Origin of the sequence: Streptomyces sp. Act143 (assembly GCF_003143935.1) — a bacterium.
Lineage (GTDB): Bacteria > Actinomycetota > Actinomycetes > Streptomycetales > Streptomycetaceae > Streptomyces.
The window spans coordinates 2,070,177-2,088,221 of record NZ_QFRX01000001.1; the positions used below are offsets into that span (position 1 = coordinate 2,070,177).

General features: G+C 72.6%; 16 protein-coding genes. 5 read left to right on the forward strand and 11 right to left on the reverse strand.

Annotation, left to right across the window (positions count from 1 at the left end):
* Window positions 1-90: 90 nt before the first annotated feature.
* Complete coding sequence (locus DI272_RS09275) at window positions 91-1,938, reverse strand: transketolase (RefSeq protein ID WP_109494887.1); 1,848 nt, start codon at window positions 1,936-1,938, stop codon at window positions 91-93.
* The gene (locus tag DI272_RS09280) at window positions 1,935-3,689 is read right to left on the reverse strand and encodes an FAD-dependent oxidoreductase (protein WP_109494888.1); all 1,755 of its coding nucleotides are present in this window, start codon (window positions 3,687-3,689) and stop codon (window positions 1,935-1,937) included. The genes DI272_RS09275 and DI272_RS09280 overlap by 4 nt, the downstream gene beginning before the upstream one ends.
* Window positions 3,690-3,828: 139 nt before the next feature.
* Between DI272_RS09280 and DI272_RS09285 the strand changes: the two genes are divergently transcribed.
* From DI272_RS09285 to DI272_RS09295, 3 genes are all read left to right on the forward strand, one after another.
* A complete protein-coding gene (locus DI272_RS09285) occupies window positions 3,829-4,788 on the forward strand; it encodes an LLM class F420-dependent oxidoreductase (protein ID WP_109494889.1) in 960 nt (319 codons plus the stop codon).
* 2 nt (window positions 4,789-4,790) lie between these two features.
* Window positions 4,791-5,882, forward strand: coding sequence for an enolase C-terminal domain-like protein (locus DI272_RS09290; RefSeq protein WP_109494890.1), 1,092 nt, complete (start codon window positions 4,791-4,793; stop codon window positions 5,880-5,882).
* Between the two features lie 451 nt (window positions 5,883-6,333).
* Window positions 6,334-6,843: a fibronectin type III domain-containing protein gene (locus DI272_RS09295; RefSeq protein WP_181387130.1), complete on the forward strand. Its 510-nt coding sequence runs from the start codon at window positions 6,334-6,336 to the stop codon at window positions 6,841-6,843.
* Here DI272_RS09295 and DI272_RS09300 read toward each other — a convergent pair.
* Window positions 6,840-7,868 carry an SDR family oxidoreductase gene (locus tag DI272_RS09300; protein ID WP_109494892.1) on the reverse strand — a complete coding sequence of 343 codons (1,029 nt, stop codon included), beginning with the start codon at window positions 7,866-7,868 and terminating at the stop codon, window positions 6,840-6,842. The two genes, DI272_RS09295 and DI272_RS09300, sit on opposite strands and share 4 nt — an antisense overlap.
* 6 nt (window positions 7,869-7,874) lie before the next feature.
* Window positions 7,875-8,420, reverse strand: coding sequence for a phage holin family protein (locus DI272_RS09305; RefSeq protein ID WP_109500751.1), 546 nt, complete (start codon window positions 8,418-8,420; stop codon window positions 7,875-7,877).
* Between the two features lie 126 nt (window positions 8,421-8,546).
* On the opposite strand from DI272_RS09305, the gene DI272_RS09310 reads away from it, so the two are divergent.
* Both DI272_RS09310 and DI272_RS09315 read left to right on the forward strand, forming a co-directional pair.
* Entirely contained in the window at window positions 8,547-9,095 is a 549-nt protein-coding gene (locus DI272_RS09310; RefSeq protein ID WP_109494893.1) for a hemerythrin domain-containing protein, read from the forward strand.
* A gap of 82 nt (window positions 9,096-9,177) precedes the next feature.
* The gene (locus tag DI272_RS09315; protein WP_109494894.1) at window positions 9,178-9,525 is read left to right on the forward strand and encodes a VOC family protein; all 348 of its coding nucleotides are present in this window, start codon (window positions 9,178-9,180) and stop codon (window positions 9,523-9,525) included.
* Here DI272_RS09315 and DI272_RS09320 read toward each other — a convergent pair whose 3' ends face one another.
* The 7 genes from DI272_RS09320 to DI272_RS09350 form a co-directional block, all read right to left on the reverse strand.
* Window positions 9,526-11,436: a DUF5107 domain-containing protein gene (locus tag DI272_RS09320; RefSeq protein WP_109494895.1), complete on the reverse strand. Its 1,911-nt coding sequence runs from the start codon at window positions 11,434-11,436 to the stop codon at window positions 9,526-9,528.
* Between the two features lie 40 nt (window positions 11,437-11,476).
* Window positions 11,477-12,376, reverse strand: a complete 900-nt coding sequence (locus DI272_RS09325; protein ID WP_109500752.1) for an arginase family protein — start codon at window positions 12,374-12,376, stop codon at window positions 11,477-11,479.
* A gap of 8 nt (window positions 12,377-12,384) precedes the next feature.
* Window positions 12,385-12,939 carry a GNAT family N-acetyltransferase gene (locus DI272_RS09330; protein ID WP_109494896.1) on the reverse strand — a complete coding sequence of 185 codons (555 nt, stop codon included), beginning with the start codon at window positions 12,937-12,939 and terminating at the stop codon, window positions 12,385-12,387.
* Window positions 12,940-12,958: 19 nt separating this feature from the next.
* On the reverse strand, window positions 12,959-13,201 hold the full coding sequence (locus tag DI272_RS09335; RefSeq protein ID WP_109494897.1) for a LapA family protein: 243 nt from the start codon (window positions 13,199-13,201) through the stop codon (window positions 12,959-12,961).
* A gap of 59 nt (window positions 13,202-13,260) precedes the next feature.
* Window positions 13,261-15,006: a CocE/NonD family hydrolase gene (locus DI272_RS09340; RefSeq protein ID WP_375138034.1), complete on the reverse strand. Its 1,746-nt coding sequence runs from the start codon at window positions 15,004-15,006 to the stop codon at window positions 13,261-13,263.
* A gap of 117 nt (window positions 15,007-15,123) precedes the next feature.
* Window positions 15,124-16,044, reverse strand: coding sequence for an LD-carboxypeptidase (locus tag DI272_RS09345; protein ID WP_109494899.1), 921 nt, complete (start codon window positions 16,042-16,044; stop codon window positions 15,124-15,126).
* A complete protein-coding gene (locus DI272_RS09350) occupies window positions 16,041-18,044 on the reverse strand; it encodes a prolyl oligopeptidase family serine peptidase (protein ID WP_109494900.1) in 2,004 nt (667 codons plus the stop codon). Before DI272_RS09350 ends, DI272_RS09345 begins: the two co-directional genes overlap by 4 nt.
* Between the last annotated feature and the right edge of the window lies 1 nt (window position 18,045).

Sequence of the window (18,045 nt, forward strand, 5' to 3'; positions counted from 1 at the left end):
CACCTTCCGCACGACGTCCGTCATCGCCCGACCGCCACCTTCCGCACGACGCCGGTCATCGCCCGACCGCCACCTTCCGCACGACGCCGGTCATCGCACGATCGCCTCTTCCACCAGCAGCTTTCCGGCCGCCGCGATGCCCGCGGCGTCGATGCCCGCGGTGTGCAGCTGCTCCTCGGGGGAGGCCGAGCCGGGCATCGTGCGCACGCCGAGGCGCACCAGGCGCGGCACGGGCCGCCCGTCGAGGAACGCGTCGAGGACGGCGTCACCGAGGCCGCCCTCCTCGTGGTGGTCCTCCACGGTCATCAGACAGCCGGTCTCCTCGGCGGCCCGGCGCAGGGTGAGCCGGTCGACGGGCTTGACGGAGTACAGGTCGACGACCCGGACCGGGATGCCGTCCCGCGCCAGGGTGTCGGCGGCGGCCAGCGCCTCGTGCACGGTGACGCCCGCGGCGACGACGGTGAGCCGGTCGCGGTCGGACGAGCGCAGCACCTTGCTGCCGCCGACCGGGAACTCCTCGTCGGGGCCGTAGATCACCGGGCTCTTGCCGCGCGAGGTGCGCAGATAGCGGATGCCGTCCAGGCCGGCCATGGCCGCGACGAGCTGCGCGGTCTGCGCAGCGTCGCACGGGTAGAGCACGGTCGAACCGTGCACCGCCCGCATCATCGCCAGGTCCTCCAGACCCATCTGCGAGGGCCCGTCCTGTCCGATGGCGACACCCGCGTGCGAGCCGACGAGGTTGATCCCGGCACCGCTGACGGAGGCCATGCGGATGAAGTCGTGGGCCCGGGTGAGGAAGGCGGCGAAGGTGGCCGCGTACGGCACGAAGCCGCGCGCGGCGAGCCCCACCGCGGCGGCGACCAACTGCTGTTCGGCGATGTAGCACTCGAAGTAGCGCTCCGGGTGCTCCTTGGCGAAGAGCTCGGCGCGCGTGGAGTCCCCCACCTCGCCGTCGAGGGCGACGACGTCGCCGCGCGCGGTGCCGAGGGCGGTCAGGGCGTGGCCGTAGGCGTCGCGGGTGGCGACCTCCTCGCCGAGGTCCCAGGTGGGCAGGTCGAGGTGTCCGGCGCGCACGGCGTGCAGCATGCGCGCGGCGGGCGGTTCGTGCACCCGGACGCGCAGGTCGCGGGGCCCGCCGAGCTCGGCGATCGCCTCATCGGCGTCGGGCAGCGGCTTGCCGTGCAGGCCCTCGCGGTCCTGGACGGCCTCGACGCCCTTGCCCTTGAGGGTGCGGGCGAGGATCGCGGTCGGCTGGCCGGTGGTGGACAGGGCCTCGCCGTACGCGCGGTCGAGGGCGTCCACGTCGTGGCCGTCCACCTCGACGGTGTGCCAGTCGAAGGCCTGGAAGCGGCGGGCGTAGGCGTCCAGGTCGTGACCGTGCCGGGTGGGGCCACGCTGGCCGAGCCGGTTGACGTCGACGATCACGGTCAGGTTGTCGAGGTGCTCGTGGCCGGCGTGTTCGGCGGCCTCCCACACCGAGCCCTCGGCGAGCTCGCTGTCACCGCACAGCACCCACACCCGGTAGCCCGCCCGCTCCAGCCGCTTTCCGGCCAGCGCGATGCCGACCCCGACCGGCAGCCCCTGGCCGAGCGACCCGGTGGCGGTCTCGACCCACGGCAGCCGTCGGGGCGTGGGGTGCCCCTCCAGCCGGCTGCCCAGCTCCCGGAAGGTGAGCAGTTCCTCGTCGTCGATGGCACCGACGGCCTTGTAGGCGGCGTACAGCAGCGGCGACGCGTGTCCCTTGGAGAGGATGAAGCGGTCGTTGCCGGGGTGGGTGGGGCGGTCGAAGTCGTAGCGGAAGTGGTGGGCGAGGAGTACGGCCATCAGGTCGGCGGCGGACATCGACGACGTCGGATGCCCCGACCCCGCGGCATCGGCGGCGCGCACACTGTCGACGCGCAACTGCTGTCCCAGGTCGACGAGTTCGGCGGACTTCATGAGTCTCCTTCCGCGGGAGTCGCGGGGGTGTCGGGAGTGGCGGGGGTGGCGGGGGCATCGGCGCGCTTGACCGGGCCGGGAGGTTCCGAGGGATGCGCGGGCTCGGCAGGGGCGGCCGGCCGGGCGCCGGGCTGGTTCCTGGCGGGCTCACCGCCGGGTTGGTTCTTCGCGGCCTCGCCACCCGGCTGGTTCTTCGCGGCCTCGCCACCCGGCTGGTTCTTCGCGGCCTCGCCGCCGGGCTGGTTCCTGGCAGGTTCGCCGACCGGCTGGTGCCCCGCGGGTTCGCCGGTGCCTTCCGAGGCCGTCGAGGTGTCTCCCATGTCTGCCTCCGCATCGGTCTCCGTGTCGGTCTCCGCATCGGTCTCCGTGTCCGCCTCGACCGCCGCTCCCGGCCCCGAACCCACCACGTCCTTCTCCTTCTCCGTCTCCTTCTCTCGCCGTTCCGGCGCCCCCGGCACCCGTGCCAGCTCCGGTGACGCCGTGTCCAGCGGTACCGACCAGGAGCGCACGAGGCCCAACTGGACGGCCTGACGCGGGAGTACGGCGTCCAGGAACCAGTCGGCGGCCACCCGGACGCGGTTGCCGGGCATCGCGGCGAGGTGGTAGCCGCGGGCGACGGGCCCCGCCAGTGGGCCGGGCAGCGGCACGCCCAGCGGGTTGGCCGCGGCCTTGGTGCCGCCGAGGTCGACGACGAAACCCAGTCCCCGGTGGCGGTAGGGCCGCCGCACACCGATGCCGAGCGAGGCGGCGACGTTGCGGGCCGCGGTCTGGCCGTGCCGCCAGGCGTGCTGTGCGGTCATCGGCGTGAAGGAGCCGGGCTTCTCCAGGTCCGGCACCGCGGCCGCGTCACCGCACGCGAACACCTCGGGCCGGCCGGGCAGTTGGAGGTACGGGTCGACGACCAGCCGCCCCCGCTCCAGGGGTTGGCCGACACTCTCGACGAGCGGGTCGGGACGTACGCCGACGCACCACACCAGCGTGCGGGTGCTGACGAACTCCCCGTCGCTCAGCAGTACTCCGTCGTGCGTGGCCTCCTTCACGGAGGTGCCCATGCGCACGTCGACGCCCCGCTCCCGCAGCACCCGGTCGGCGGTGCGGGAGAGCCGTTCGTCCATCTCCGGCAGGACGCGGGGCGCGATGTCCAGCAGCATCCAGCGCGGCCGTACGCCCTGGCGCAGCGGCTGTTTGCGGACCTGGGCGTCGGTGTAGATCTGGCCGTGCGCGGCGACCTCGGTACCGGTGTAGCCGGCGCCGACCACCACGAACGTGCAGCGGGCGGAGCAGCTCTTGGGGTCGTCGGCCGCGGCGGCGAGCTCCATCTGCCGGGTGACGTGGTCCCGCAGGTACAGCGCCTCGGGAAGACCGCGGAAGCCGTGGGCGTGCTCGGCGACACCGGGGATCGGCAGGAGTTTGTTGACACTGCCGACGGAGATGACCAGCCGGTCGTAGGGCAGGGTGCCGACGCCGCCCTCGGGGTCGGTGTAGTGCACGGTCCGCCCGTCCAGGTCGATGCCGTCGGCCTCGCCGAGCACCAGCCGCACCCGGGGCAGGGTGCCCGACAGGGAGACGGTGACCCGGCGTGGCTCCAGGACTCCGGCGGCGACCTGGGGCAGCAGGGGCAGATACAGGAAGTAGTCGGTCGGGTTGAGCAGGGTGATCTCGGCCTGGTGCCGGGTGAGCCTGGACAGGGTGCGGGCCGTCCGGTACCCGGCGAAACCGGCGCCGACGATCACGATGCGGGGTCGACTCACGGTGCGCCTCCGGGGCTGTCGCGTACCTCGGGAGCCTTCCGCGTCCCCCTGGTCAGGGTGGTCAAACGTCGGCCGGTTTCCGCCGTCGCCGCCGGGTACCCGGAGCGTGCCGTCGCACCGCTGTCGTAGGAGGTCCCCCATGCCCGAGTACGGCTACTTCCTGTCCTGCGAGGAGTTCGGCCCCGCGGACCTGATCGAGCAGGCACGCATGGCCGAGCAGGCCGGGTTCCGCTCCCTGTGGATCTCGGACCACTACCACCCGTGGAACGACGCGCAGGGCCAGAGCCCGTTCGTCTGGTCGGTGCTCGGGGCGCTCTCGGAGGCGGTGTCGCTGCCGGTGGAGACGGCCGTGACCTGCCCGACCGTGCGCACGCATCCCGCGGTGATCGCCCAGGCCGCGGCGACCACGGCGGTCATGACCGAGGGCCGCTTCCGGCTCGGCGTCGGCAGCGGCGAGGCCCTCAACGAGCACATCCTGGGCCATGTGTGGCCGCCGGCGAGCGTCCGCCTGGAGATGCTGGAGGAATCCATCCAGATCATGCGCCGGCTGTTCACCGGCGAGGAGGTCAGCCACCACGGCACCCACTACACGGTGGAGAACGCCCGCCTGTACACCGTCCCCGACGAGCCCGTGCCCATCGACATCTCGGGCTTCGGCCCGGCGGCGACCGCGCTCGCGGCCCGGGTGGGCGACGGCTACATCACGATGATGCCGGAGGCGTCGATGGTGGAGCAGTTCCGCAAGGGCGGCGGGGGCGCGAAGCTCGTGAGCGGCGGGACGAAGGTCTGCTACGGCACGGACCGAGAGGAGGCGGTACGGACCGTGCACCGGCTGTGGGCCAACCAGTTCCTGCCCGGTGAGCTGGCCCAGGTGCTGCCCTCGCCGAGCCACTTCGAGCAGGCGCAGTCGCTGGTCACCGAGGACATGGTGCGGGACAAGGCGGTGTGCGGCGACGACGCCGACGAGCACGTGGCGGCCCTGTCCGCCTTCGCGGACGCGGGCTTCGACCGGATCTACGTCAACCAGATCGGCCCCGACCAGCGCGGCTTCTTCGACTTCTACCGTACGAAGGTGCTGCCCCAGCTCCAGCAGGACTGACGATGAAGCTGCACCGGCCGGCGGTGTCGGTCTACACGGTGCCCACCGACGCACCCGAGGCCGACGGGACCCTGAGCTGGGACTCCACGACCATCGTGATCACGGAGGTGACGGCGGGCGACGCGACCGGCACGGGCTGGACGTACGGTCCGCGGGCGGTCGGCGCCTTCCTCGGCGAGCATCTCGCCCCGCTCGTCGAGGGCCGCAGCGCGCTGGACATCCCGGCGACGCACGAGGCGATGTGCCGATCGGTCCGCAACGCGGGGCGCCCGGGCATCGCCGCGTGCGCGATCTCGGCGCTGGACATCGCCCTGTGGGACCTCAAGGCACGGCTCCTGGAACTGCCGCTGGCCCGGCTCCTGGGGACCGTCCGCGAACGGGTCCCGGTCTACGGCAGCGGCGGCTTCACGACGTACGACGACACGCATCTGACGGCGCAGCTGGGCGGTTGGGTGCACGGGCAGCAGATCCCGCGCGTGAAGATCAAGATCGGCGAGAGCGGGGGCCGCGCGGTGCGCCGCGATCTCGCCCGCGTCCGCTCCGCCCGCCAGGTGATCGGCTCGCAGGCCGAGTTGTACGTCGACGCGAACGGCGCGTACGCCCGCAAACAGGCGGTCCGGGTCGGCCGGGAGCTCGACGAACTCGGCGTGAGCTGGTTCGAGGAGCCGGTGTCGTCGGACGACCTGACCGGCCTGCGGCTGGTACGGGACGCGCTGGCGTGCGATGTGACGGCGGGCGAGTACGGCTACGACCTCCCCTATTTCGCCCGCATGATCGCCGCGGGGGCGGTCGACTGCCTCCAGATCGACGCGACCCGCTGCGGCGGCCTGACGGAGTTCCTCCGCGCCGCCGCCCTGGCCCGGGCCCACGGCCTGGAGGTCTCCACCCACTGCGCCCCGCACGCCCACGCGGCGGCGGCCGCCTCCCTGCCCGATCTCCGCCACATGGAGTGGTTCCACGACCACGTCCGCATCGAGGACATGCTCTTCGACGGCGCCCTGGACCCGACGGGCGGAACGATCCGTCCCACCACCGGAATCGGCCACGGCCTGACGCTGCGCGCCGAGGAGGCCCTGGAGTTCAGGGTGGCGTGATGGATGTCCGGGGACGGATGCGGGGGCGTCACCCGCCGGTCACGAAATCCCGGCGGGACGGTGCAAGAACTCAGGCTGGTGCGGTGGTTGTGACGGGGGCGCATTCCGGCGAGCGGCAGACCGTTTGGCGGGTGCATTGATTCAGGTGTGCCGACCATCTTCCGGATTGCGCCGGATTTGCCACCAGTTGCTCATTCAGAAGGGGACGCAGTCGGTCAGCGGCGCACAGGAACTGACGCCATTCCCGCTGCGGAGCCGTGCGTTCCCGAGAATGCCGTTCCGCCGCGTTCGACATCCGTCGCCGGAAGTAAAGCGCATTGCGATCTCCCCGGGACCGGGAGCAGCCTGTGGATTCCATTCCAGGAGCTCCGCCGGAGCTCCATTCGAATTCGGGGGGACAATGTCCGACGGAAACACCAACAGGCGCCCACCGCGCGGGTTCCCGACCGCGGTGGCACAGGTCGTGGCGGCACTGATCGCCGCCACGGGAGTGATCACGGCCGCGTGGGTGGGGATTCAAGAGGTCGCGGCGGACGACGGGGAACAACGGCCTGCCGTGGCGGATCAGACACCGGGACGCCATGAGGAAGAGCCGAACCGGGGCCCGCAGAATTCGCCGAACGGCCATCCGGACAAGAGCGATCCGTCGGACGGGCCGTCGAAAACGCCCCGGCTTCCGGAACCGCCCACCGGCCTGGTCGCGGACGCGACACCGACCTCCTGCACCGTGACCTGGAATGCGGCCGAGGACACGGATGAATTCGCCGTGACACTGGACGGCGAACCGGTCGCCCAGGGACCGGAGACCGACTACACCGCGGAAGGCCTCGAACCGGAGACCACCTACACCTTCTCCGTCACCGCGCTGAACAGCGACGGCGATTCGGACGCCGCCACCGTCGACTGCACGACGGAATCCGACACCACCGACCCCTCGCCCAGCGAGTCACTCCTCGGCTAACCCCGACGCCACACCGCACGGGCGGTCAGGACCCCCGCTCCCACCGCGAGCGCGGCTCCTGCCCGCCCGCGGTTGCGCGAGAACCATTCCTGCGAACTCGCCGGCAGCGACTCCTCGTCGAAGCGCCCGTGAGCTCCGTAGTCCCGGCCATGAGGCCCGTCCGCCGGGCTCCACAGGTTTCCGGTCCCGCCGCCCGTCGCACCGTCCTGCTGGGCGGAGAACGCGTTCCGCGCCAGGTACCGGTCGAGCAGCCCCGGCGCCACCGCGTTGGCGAGCAGCGTCGCCACGGTCGAGCCGCCGACCCAGTACTCCCGCCGCCGGCCGTGGGACGCGGCGTGCACGATCGCCCGTGCCGCCACCTCCGGCTGGTACACCGGCGCCACCGGACGGGCCCGTCCCGGCATCCGGGTCAACACCCAGTCGAACTGCGGGGTGTTGACGGCGGGCAGTTGCACCATCGTGGTGCGGACGCCGCTGCCGGCGTGCAACAGCTCGCAGCGCAGCGACTCGTTGAACCCCTGGATGGCGTGCTTGGCCCCGCAGTACGCGGACTGCAACGGAATCCCGCGGTAGGCGAGCGCCGAACCGACCTGGACCACGGTCCCCCGGTCGCGCGGCAGCATGTGCCGCAGCGCGGCCCGGGTGCCGAACACATAGCCCAGGTACGTCACTTCGGTGACCCGCCGGAACTCGTCCGGGGTGATCTCCGTGAACGGTCCGAAGACCCCGGCGAAGGCGTTGTTGACCCAGACGTCCACGCCGCCGAACGAGTCCGCGACCTTCTGCGCCGCGTCGTCGACCGCCTTGGCGTCGGACATGTCCACGGGGACGACGAGCGCCTCACCCCCGGCGCGCTGCACCTCGTCCGCCGCCGCGGCGAGACCCTCGCGGCCCCGGGCCAGCAGGGCGACCCGGTCGCCCCGGGCGGCGAAGGCCCGGGCCGTGGCCCGTCCCACGCCGCCGCTGGCCCCGGTCACCACGACGGCCCTGCCGTGCCGGGCGAGGCCACTCCAAGGCCGGCCCACCGCGCATCACGCCCGGTGGTGCGGCTGCTCGGGGTCGATGTCGTCGGGGCGCGGCGCCGCACCGCTGCCGGGTGTCCCGCTCGCCGGCGTGCCCGCGCCGGGCGCCCCGGTCGCGCCGCCCGCGCCACCGGGCGCGACCGGCGGCATCGGCGGATACGGCATGCCCAGCCCGCTCGGCGGCGTGCCGGGGGCCGTGCCGCCCAGCACGCGGTCGCGGCCCGTGGCGAGTTCCGCCTCCCGCTCGGGGGTGGGCCGGGAGGCGGCCGGCCGGGCCGCGTTGCGCAGCACGAACGCGACGACGCCGAGGATCGCCGCGGTGATCAGCGCGGCCGCCCAGTCGGGCAGGCCCAGGGCCAGGGCCAGGCCCACCGTGAGGGCCAGGGCCGCGCCCGCGTACAGGGCCACGGCGCCGGACGCGGCGTAGAGCATGGCCGTGCGGCGCTGCTTGCGAGTCTGTTCGCGCAGTTCCTCGCGCACGGTCTCGCGCGCCACCTGCGCCAGCTCGTCGACGAGATGCTTGTCCAGGTGCTCCAGATGATCCAAGCGGTCCATGCCCGCCGAGTACCCGTACACCCGTACGCATAACGCGGTCCGTCACGGCCGATTACCGCCGCGTAGGGCCCGGGGCGCCGGGTACCCGCCCCGCTCGCAAGCCCCCATAGGAGAGAAGAGAAGAGGATGACCGCACGCACCGACGTCGTGGAGCTGCTGAAGGCGCAGCACACGCGGATCCGAGAACTGCTCGACGAGGTGGCGGCCAGCAAGGGCGACGAGCGGAAGCATGCCTTCCATGATCTCGTCCGCCTCCTCGCGGTGCACGAGACCGCAGAGGAAGAGGTCGTCCATCCCTTCGCCCGCAAGAACATCGACGGCGGTGAACTCGTCGTCAAGGACCGCATCGAGGAGGAGGAGAAGGCCAAGCAGGTGCTGGCGCGCCTGGACGACATGGATCCCGACTCCGCCGAGTTCCTCGATCTGTTCGCGGCCCTCAGGCAGGACGTGCTGACGCACGCCGACAACGAGGAGCGCTACGAGTTCGCGCACTTCGACCGCGTCGCCGACCGCGGCAGGCTGGAGAACCTGGCCCGTGCCGTGCAGGCCGCGGAGGCCCTCGCACCGACCCGCCCGCACCCGGGCACCGACACCGCCCTGAAGAACGTGGCGGTGGGCCCGGTCGCGGCCGTGATCGACCGCACCCGGGACGTCGTCCGCAAGGCCATGGGCTGATCCCCGCCCCGTGAGCGGCCGGGGCGGGGAGATCAGGTGAAACGATCTCCCCGCCCCGGCCGCCCCGACTAGGCTCGTCCGTATGGACATTCTGGGAGCCACGCTGCGCGTCTGCGTCGACGACCTGGAGACCGCGGTCCCCTTCTACGAACGGCTGGCGGGCGGTCCGGCGCTCCGCTTCGAGCGCGGCGGCGTCCAGGTCGCCGCCGTCGGCTGCTTCCTGCTGATGAGCGGCCCCGAGGCGGAGTTGGAGATCCTGCGCAAGGTCGCGGCCACGATCGCGGTCAAGGACGTCGACGAAGCCAACCGGGTCCTGACCGAGCTGGGCGCACGGGTGATCGCCGGGCCGGTGGGGACCCCGGCGGGCCGCAATCTGATCGCGGTGCATCCGGACGGGGCGGTGTACGAGTACGTGGACCGGCGGGTGTAGTCAGCGCATCCGGAAGTCGTAGCGCTCGGGCAGGGGTTCGTCGCTGACCCGTTCCCACAGCCGCCCGACGGCCTCCGCCCCCTCCCGGAGGTCGGCGACCTCGAAGTGCTCCTCGAACACGGCCCGCGCCGCGTCGCGCCGCCCCTCGGCCAGCAGCAGTCCGGCCTCGATGAACCGGAAGCGTCCCCGTGCCCGGGTCGCGGGGTGCAGCCGTTCCCACACCGTCCGCGCCTGGCCCGTACGCCGCACCGCGAGCAGTGCCTCGATCGCCTCACGCCCCAGCGCGGCGGTGGCCGCGGTCCACAACTCCCCCGCGTCGCGCCGCTCCCGGCACAGATCGTCGAAGGCCTCCGCGTACCGGTCGGCGGCCCGCTCGTGGTTGTCGATCTGCCGGTCGGCGACCGCGAGACAGCGCAGCAACGGCCAGACGGACGGCGCGAGTTCCAAAGCCCGCTCCCAACTGCGCACCGCCTGTGCGCGATCCCCCGCATGCCACTGGGCGACGCCGAGGTGGTACTCGGTGAGCGGAGTGGCGGGCGCGGTCTCCAGCATGTCCCGCCAGTGCGGGGCGACGAGCGTCCCGCCCGGTGGCCGCACCCGGCGCGGCTCGGGCAGCGAGCCGACCCGGAGCAGGTGCAGCCACGGCTCCTGCTCCTCGCCGAGGGTGCTCTCGTCGAAGGGGGTGCCGGGCATCTTCCAGTCGGCGCGCAGCACTTCGAGCGCACCCCAGCCGGAGCCGGTGGCGAGGGTCTCGCCGGGCTCGCTGTCGGCGTACGGCCTCCAGGCGGCGTACGCGGCATCGACGTCGGCGCGCGGCAGTACGGCTTCGAGCCGCGCCTCCACCTCGCCGGCCTCGGGTGCGCAGCTCAGCGGCCCGTACGCCTCCAGCCACGCGACCTCGCTCTCCGCGTCCAGCCGCACATGCTCCAACTGCGTGCGGGCGAGCCCTGCTTGGATCTCGCAGTAGCCGCCGGTGCCGGGTTCGGTCAGCCACTCCTGCCAGCGCCGCCCGCCCCGCCCCGCGCCCCACACGAACAGCTTGCGCCCGCGCAGCACGTCGGTGGAGGTCTGCACCAGCCCGTGTCCGTCCTCGTCGAGGGCGGCGATCCAGCGGCGCCGGCCCGCGGGAAGGTCGTAGAAGTAGTCGGCCGCGTGCGGCAGTTGCCGTACGTCCGCGTACGACGGGACCGGCACCCTGCGCAGCCGTCGCTCGTACCCGAAGTGGTAGGCCTCGTCCGCGGGCGCCAGCACCCGGCGCTCCTCCGGCACCGCGATGTTGGACCACCAGTACGTCGGCACCGGTTTCTCGTGCGGGTTGCGGACGCGGACGCCGACGTACAGGAAGTCGGAGTCCTCCGGGAGCCACAGGTCGACCTGGAAGGGCAGGTCACGCAGCCGTTCCCACTCCCACAGGCGCAGCATCTCCCCGCCGTCGGGGGCGGTGACGCGGGCGGCGTGCAGGGGTGCGCAGGCGAGGGTGGTGTGGCCGGTGGCGCCGATGTTCCATTCGATGCCGCCGGAGAACCAGGCGCCGTTGAGGGCGAAGTGGGCGGGCTGGAACACCGGGTTGCGGTAGAGCAGTTCGCGGCCGGTCGGCTTGTGGAGGAGGGAGGCGATCCGGCCACCGAGGCCCGGCAGCACGGTGGCCCGCAGCCGGTCGTTCTCGATGACGAGCGTGTCGAGGGCGCGGGGTTCGCGCACCCGCTCGTAGCCGTCCCGCACGTGAACGGGCAGCAGGCTGCGCAGTGGCTCGTACCCGATCTGCCGGGCCATCTCACGCGGCAGGCCGTCCCGGTCCTCGACGCGGTGCGGTTCGTCGAGCGGCCTGAGCGGGGGCAGGGGGTTGTCGGGTCCCAACTCCGCGGCGGGCAGCGTCAGTACGTCACGTCGGATCGTCGTCACGATCACCATGGAAGCCGCTCGCCGGGGAGCTGAACAGGGGCGCTACCGGTCAGGATTGGGCAAAGGCGGACACGACGATGTCCGCGAGGAGAGCGCCCGCCGTGCCGTCCGGGTCGAGGTCGGGGTCGTAGATGGTGACGTTGAGGCCGACACAGTGCGGGGACGCGAGCAACGGCCGGAGCAGGGCGACGAGTTCGTCCGGGAGCAGGCCGTCCGCGTCGGGGCTGTCCACGGCCGGCATCACGGACGGGTCGAGGACGTCGGCGTCCAAGTGGACCCAGAAACCGTCCAGTTCGGGGATCGCGAAGGCCTCGGCAGTGGCCCGCGCCAGCGGCTCCGCGCCCCACTCCCGGATGTCGCCGACGGTGACGACCGGGATCTTCAGGGCCGCGAGTTCAGCACGGTCGTCCTCGAACGCGTCCCGGTTGCCGAAGAGCCGTACGTCCTCGTCCCGCAGATAGGGCTTGAGTCCTTCCAGGTTCGTCAGGTCGTCCTGGCCGCGCCCGGTGCCGAGAGCCACCTCCTCGCCTCCGGCCGCCCCGATCCGGTTCGAGTTGCCGGGGTGCCGGAAGTCGGCTGAGGCGTCCACGGCGACCAGTCCGTAGCGGCCCAGGCGGCGCAGCGCGAGGGAGGCGCCGAGCTGGATCGAGCAGTCACCGCCGAGCACGACCGGGAACTCCCCGGCGCGCACATGCCGCTCGACGCGGTCGGCGAGTTTCACGGTGTAGGAGGCGAGGGCGGCCGCGTTGAAGACGCCGTCGCCCTCCTGCCAGTCACCCCGGTCGTAGCGCGGCGGCACGACCACACCGCCCTCCAGGGCACCCAGGCGCTGCACGATCCGCTGCTCACGCAGCGCCCCGGCCAGCTTGTAGCAGCCGGGGACGGTGCCGGGCGCGGGCGGGCGCAGTCCGAGGTTGGAGGGGGCGTCCAGCACCACACGGGTCCGCATCGGCGCCGTCACTTCGCCTTCCGGATCATCTCGGCGGTGATCGCCCACCGCTCGTGGTCCCGCCAGGCTCCGTCGATGTAGAGCATGTCCGGCGAGAAGCCCTCCAGGCGGAACCCGCAGGAGCGGGCGAGGCCGATCGAGGCGGCGTTGCCGGGCTGCACGTTGATCTCCAGCCGGTGCAGCCGCATCCCGCCGAAGGCGTAGCGCACGACGAGCCCGAGCCCCTCCCGCATCAGCCCCCGCCCGGCGGCATGGGTGAAGGCGCCGTAGCCGAGCGCTCCGCTGAGGAAGGCACCCTCGACGATGTTGTTGATGTTGATGTACCCGGCGACGGCCCCGCTGTCCTTCTCGCACACCAGGAACCCGACCTTGGTCGGGTCCTCGATCAGCCGCTCCGCGAACGCGGCGAAGCCGTTGGCGCTGTCCGGCGGAAAGAGCCATGGCTGATGCAGCTCTTTGCTCTCCCGGGCCCGGGCGGTGAACTCCGGACCGTCCTCGTAGGTGATGTGGCGTATGCCCACGCGGGGGCCCTCGGCGAGATAGCGGGATGCGGTGTGCGGCATCCCGCCACCCTACGTCGGGCTAGCTTCTGCGCTTCATGAAATACGCCCCGCACAGGGCACCGATGACGCCCGTGGCCAGCAGCGCCGTCCACAGCGGCATGGTCACCTCGGGGATCAGCAGTCTGATCTTGGTCTCGCCGGTGTTCTCGAAGATGAAGACGAGGGCGAGGGCGGCGAGCAGCAGGACGACGATCCTCGCGGGCGTCACCGCGTTGTTCTTGCCGCCTGCGGTGCCGCCGCTCGCGGAGGGCTTCGGGCTCATGCGACCAGGGTGGGTCCGAAGCGCCTGGCCCGCGATCCGGGCGCGGCCCACCGGGTGACTCAGCCGCCGGCGACCGGCAGCTCCAGCACCCCGGTGTCCCCGGGCGCGCTCACCACGGTCACCGGCTTGATCCCCCGGTTGCCGAAGTACGCGTCGTCGCTCGCCGCGACCACGAAGCGCAGCCGGTGCCCCTGCTCGTACCGGTGCACGATCCCCGGCAGCGTGACGGTGAAGCTCCGGGTCACGTCGGGCACCCGGACCGGCGCGACCAGCCGGTGCACCAGTGTCCGGGTGCCGTCGGGCGCGACGTCGTACAGCTTGGCGAACAGCACGAGCCGGTCGGCGGCGTTCCCGGAGTGCTGGGTGCGCTCGGCCTTGGGCGAGACGACCTTGAGCGTGGCCTTCGGCGCGCCCACGACGTCGGTGGTGCGGGCGAGCGGCTCGCTGGTCCAGCCGAGGTAGGTGCCCTTGGTGTCGTAGGGCGCGGGGTCGGGCAGTCCGACGATCCCGGCCAGCGAGCTCTCGGAGTGGCTCGTGGGCACGAGCCAGTTGCTGTAGGTCCGGCTGCCGCGGGTGACCTTGGCGCGATTGTCGACGAGCTTGCCGTCACCGGACAGGTACAGCCGCCGGCTGAGCACGGGCAGGCTGTCCGCGGTGGCGTAGGTGCCGTTCGGGTCGGCGATCCAGTCGCGGTAGTAGGCGAACGCCGGGCCGGTGTCGGTGGTCCGCTGCTTGCGCAGGTAGCGGTCGAACCAGGCGAGGACGCGCTTGCCGACGTAGCTGGACTCCAGGTTGCCCTGGCTCAGGTTCAGTTCACCGGCGGCCATGCCTCCGCTGTGGCCCCAGGACTGCCAGATCATCTTGGCGGTCGTGCCCTGCGCCTTGAGCGTCTTGTACGTCGCGGTCGCCTCGTTGAGGTTGAAGAGGCTGTCGGCCTGTCCCTGGACCAGGAGCGTGGGCGCCTTCACCCGGCTCAGGTAGCTGACCGGGGAGACGCTGCGGGCGTAGGCGAGCAGCTCGGCGGTGTCGGCGGCGGGGTAGCTGCCGGAGTTGAGGGTGCGGACGGTGTCGCAGGCGTCGGTGACGAAGTGCAGACAGCCGAGGGAGTTGATGCGGGACGGGTCGAGGTTCGGCGTCGTCAGGGGCTGGCTCTCGCCGATGAGGTAGAAGCCGTTGGTCCACTGCCATTTGAAGGCGCCGGGCACGTCGCGTGCGGCGTTGTTCGGGTCCAGGGAGTACGCCAGGTCGTTCCAGGTGATCATCGGCACGAGCGCGTCCACGCGGTGGTCCACGGCGGCCGTGGCCAGCTGGACGGCGCCGCCGTAGGAACCGCCGATCATGCCGACGCGCGGGTCGCCCTTGCCGTCGAGGGTGACGAAGTCGGCCTTGGTGCCGTCGTCGGCGGCCCGCTCCCCGGCGAGGAAGTCGATGAGCCGGGAGGCGGCCGTGCCGTCGATGTCCGGGTCGTCGAGCGAGATCAGACAGCCGGAGTTGCCGAAGCCGAGTCCGGAGTAGACGAGCGAGACATAGCCGCGTGCGGCGAAGGCCTTGCCGATGGCGTCCGTGGAGCCGTCGGACTTGCTGCCGCCGAAGCCGTTGGTGGCGAGCACGGCGGGCGCGCGGTCGACACCGGCGGGCCGGTACAGGTCGGCGTCGATCGTGCACGCGCGACCGTCGGCCCGGACGGTGAACTTCAGCGGGGTGACGGTGTATTGGCCGGTCGCGGGGGCTGGTGTGGGTGTGGCGAGGGTGGCACCGAGCAGCAGAGCCAGTGGAACGCTGTAGCCGAGCACACGACGGGACACGAGACCTCCACGCTGAGGACAACCCGACCTACCGACCGGTAGGTACCGGCCGGTAGTCATGGTGTGACACGTGTCAGGCGAGGTCAATCACCGTGACGGATGTTTCTTGACGGAAATTCAGCGGAGAGCGGGCTCCACGAGCGTCAACGTGCACGGGCCGGCGTCGAGTTCGGCCGCCACGCCGAACGGGATCGTCAACGCCCCGTCGCAGTGCCCGAACCCGAACCCCTCCACGACGGGCACCCCCAGACCACCGAGCCGGTCGAGCAACAGGGCGCGCACCTTTTCGTACGGTCCGCACTGCTCCCACGACCCGAGCAGCACCCCCCGCACCCCGTCGAGCCATCCGGAGCGCAGCAGTTGGGTGAGGTAGCGGTCGAGTCGGTACGTCTCCTCCCCCACGTCCTCCAGACACAGCAGCCCGCCGCGCGCGGAGCGCCGGGCGTGCGGGGTGCCCAGGTCGGCGGCGAGCAGGCACAGGCAGCCGCCGAGAGTGACGCCCCGCGCGCGGCCGGGGACGAGCGTCGTGCCGGAGGCGATCGTGCGGACGGTCTCCGGTGCGAAGAGGGTGGCCCTCAAGTGGTCCTGCGCCCGCGCGTCCTTGATGAAGTCGATCCCAGCGGCCATCGGTCCGTGCAGCGTGACGAGACCCAGCCGGTTCGCGAACGCCTCGTGCAGGGCGGTGATGTCGCTGAAGCCGACGAAGACCTTCGGCCCGGCCGCCCGCAGGGCGTCCCAGTCGAGCAGGTCGACCATCCGCTGCACGCCGTAGCCGCCGCGGGCGCACAGCACCGCGTCCACGGAGGGATCGCACCAGGCGGCCTGGAGGTCGGCGGCCCGGTGCGCGTCGGTGCCCGCGAGGTAGTCGAACTCGCCGTGCCGGTCCAGCACATGGGGGGCCACCACCGGGTCGAGGTCCCAGCCCCGCAGCACGTCGAGCCCGGCCTGCAACCGCTCCTCGGGCACGGGGCCGCTGGGGGCGACGACGGCCACCCGGGCGCCGGGGGCGAGTCTGGACGGTCGGACCAGTTCTTTCACTTGCTGAGCTCCAGGGTCGGGACGCCGGGCGGATTGAGGACGAAGACCTGTGCGTAGAGGGAGAGTTCGGCCTCCAGGGCCCTGATCATGGTCTCCGCCCGCCGGAAGCCGTGCCCCTCCCCCTCGAAGGCGATGTACGCGTGCGGCACCCGGCGCCCTTGCATCCGGGCCAGGAACCGCTCGCACTGGACGGGCGGGCAGATCACGTCGTCCAGGCCCTGGAGCAGCAGGAAGGGCGCCGTGACCTGGTCGGCGTGCTCGGTGGGCGACCGCTCCGCGTAGCGTGCGGGCACCTCGGCGAGGGGGCCGACGAGTGTCTCCAGGTACTGCGACTCGAAGTCGTGGGTCTCCCCCTCGCCCCACCCGGCCAGGTCGAGGATGGGGTAGATGATCGTGCCGCAGGCGTAGACGTCGGTCGCGGTCAGCGAGGCGGCCGTGGTCCAGCCGCCGGCGCTGCCGCCGCGGATCGCCAGCCGGTCCCGGTCGGCGGTGCCCTCGTCGGCGAGGGCCAGGGCCACCGCGGCGCAGTCCTCGACGTCGACCACGCCCCACTGTTCGCGCAGCCGGTTGCGGTACTCCCGGCCGTGCCCGGTCGAGCCGCCGTAGTTGACCTCGGCGACGCCGATGCCCCGGGAGGTGAAGTAGGCGATGGCCAGGTCGAGGACGAGGGGCGCCCGGCTCGTCGGGCCGCCGTGCGCCCACATGACGTAGGGCGGCAGCTCGTCGCCCGGCGCGACGCAACCGGGATGGTGGGGCGGGTAGACGTGGGCGTGGATCTCCCGTCCGGCGGGCCCGGTGAAGGTGCGGATCTGCGGCTCGGGGTAGTACGCGGGGTCCACGGCGTCGTCGTGGCAGGCGCCGATCACTCGCGCCCGGCCGATGGGGGCGCCCCCGCGCGAGTCCGTTCGAGCGTGGGGGAGGGTGTCGAGCTCCACCACCTCGTAGGCGCTGCGCGGGCTGGCCCCGACGGCGACCACTCGCTCGCCGTGCACGGCGAGGGTGGCCGCGAACTCCGTCCAGGGGCCCGCCGCGTCGACGACCTCCCCGGTCTCCGGGTCCAGGATGCCGAGCGCGGTGGCGCCCCGGCCGTGCACGACGGCGATCAGACCGCTCTCCAGCGGTGCGAACCAGCGCTGGCCCAGCTTCCACAGCGGCCCGCCGAACTCCTCCGCCCGCGGGCAGACCGGCTCGCCGTCGCGGTAGATGTTCCACCAGCCGGTGCGATCGCTCGCGTACAGCAGGGCGCCGTCGTGGGCCCAGTCGACCTGGGCGATCGACTCCTCGGGGCCTCCCGCGACCGTGCGCGGTTCCCGCAGGGTGCCGTCGTCGGCCACGGGGGCGAGGACCAGCTCCGTGCCGTCCCACGGCATCCGCGGGTGGTCCCAGCCGAGCCAGGCGACATGCCGGCCGTCGGGCGAGATGCGCGGCCCGGTGACGAACCGGTGCCGGGCGTCCGTCAGTTCGCGTACGGCGTCCCGGTCCTGGGCGGCCGAGCCGTCCAGCGGCACCGCGGCGAGGACACGGCGGACGTCGGTGGGCCCGTCGCCGGTGAACTCCTCCAGGACGCACCACACTTCACCCAGGTCGAGCCGGAGCACCGGGTCCGCCCAGCGCAGGCCACCGCCCACCGGAGAGACGGGGGTGAGGGGGCGCGGGTCGCCGCCGGGCTCGTACCGGTACAGGCGCTGGTCGGCGAAGTTCACGAACACGACGAGCGGCCGGCCGTCGCGAACCATGGCGCCGGCCCAGGGCTGCCCGCCGTACTCGATGACCCGGCTGCGCACGTTCCACGGCGCGGGCAGCACCGATTCCTCGCTGCCGTCCGCGCGCCGCCGCACCAGGGTCCGCCGGCCGCCCTCGGTGGGCCGGGGTTCCGTCCACCATGCCTCGTCGCCGACGAAGCCCGCCCACTCTGGGTGCCCGTCGTGCGCGGCGGCGAGGGCCGCGTCGATGGGCGAGGGCCACGAACCGTAGGGCAAGGTCTGCACTTCGTCCCCCATG